This is a genomic window from Vibrio sp. 1457, assembly GCF_033340195.1.
GTDB lineage: Bacteria > Pseudomonadota > Gammaproteobacteria > Enterobacterales > Vibrionaceae > Vibrio > Vibrio alginolyticus.
Genome location: NZ_JAWOWA010000083.1, coordinates 1 through 1,314, shown reverse-complemented (window position 1 = coordinate 1,314; position 1,314 = coordinate 1). Strand labels below are relative to the sequence as shown.

2 protein-coding genes are annotated in these 1,314 nt (G+C 51.7%); both read right to left on the bottom strand.

The annotated features are described in order from the left end of the window. Positions 1-156, bottom strand: a 156-nt coding sequence (locus tag R7Z41_RS23875) for a fimbria/pilus outer membrane usher protein (protein WP_318141627.1), incomplete at its 3' end; no start/stop codon positions are given. Positions 157-274: 118 nt separating this feature from the next. Then, on the bottom strand, positions 275-1,198 hold the full coding sequence (locus tag R7Z41_RS23870) for an IS5-like element IS903B family transposase (RefSeq protein WP_071337582.1): 924 nt from the start codon (positions 1,196-1,198) through the stop codon (positions 275-277). Positions 1,199-1,314 lie beyond the last annotated feature (116 nt).

Here is a 1,314-nt window from a genome sequence, read left to right as displayed (position 1 = left end):
AACGTTTTCTTGATAAATAATACGGTTGTTCTGTGAGACAGTGACCTTTGCATTCGTTTGTGCAACACCCGTGATTTGCGGTGCGTAACCACGTAGATCAGGCGGCAACATATTCTCATCGCTTTTCAAGGGGAGCCCGCAGAATTCGGAAAAAATCGTACGCTAAGGTTTTCCGGGCATCCGTAAGGGCGGAAACTTACCGTATTCCAGTCTGCGGCGGCTTTGTTGAATAAATCAGATTTCGGGTAAGTCTCCCCCGTAGCGGGTTGTGTTTTCAGGCAATACGCACGCTTTCAGGCATACCTGCTTTCGTCATTTTGTTCAGCGCTCGTACCAGGGCCATAGCCTCCGCAACCTGACCATCGTAGTCACGCAGTGTCAGTGAACCCCCGAACAGCTGTTTTACCCGGTACATCGCCGTTTCCGCTATCGAGCGACGGTTGTAATCTGTTGTCCATTTCCACCGCGCATTACTCCCGGTCATTCGCTGATTAGCCACTGCACGGTTACGGTCTGCATATTCACCGGGCCAGTAACCCGCACCTTTTCGGGGAGGGATAAGCGCGCTGATTTTCTTACGCCGCAGTTCATCGTGACAGAGCCGGGTATCGTAAGCCCCGTCTGCCGCGGCTGCCCTGATTTTTCTGTGAGTCTGCCGGATAAGGCCCGGGAAGGCTTCTGAGTCCGTGACGTTATTCAGCGACAGGTCTGCACAGACAACTTCATGTGTGTTGCTGTCAACAGCAAGATGCAACTTTCGCCAGATACGACGGCGCTCTTTGCCGTGCTTTCTGACTTTCCATTCGCCTTCACCAAAGACCTTCAGCCCGGTGGAATCAATCACCAGGTGTGCGATTTCACCCCGGGTGGACGTTTTGAAACTGACATTAACCGACTTTGCCCGCCTGCTGACACAGCTGTAATCCGGGCAGCGTAGCGGAACGTTCATCAGAGAAAAAATGGAATCAATAAAGCCCTGCGCAGCGCGCAGGGTCAGCCTGAATACGCGTTTAATGACCAGCACAGTCGTGATGGCAAGGTCAGAATAGCGCTGAGGTCTGCCTCGTGAAGAAGGTGTTGCTGACTCATACCAGGCCTGAATAGCTTCATCATCCAGCCAGAAAGTTATGGAGCCACGGTTGATGAGGGCTTTATTGTAGGTGGGCCAGTTGGTGATTTTGAACTTTTGCTTTGCCACGGAACGGTCTGCGTTGTCGGGAAGATGCGTGATCTGATCCTTCAACTCAGCAAAAGTTCGATTTATTCAACAAAGCCCATTCATGTCTGTCGTCTCCGTCACGGAAATTATTACGG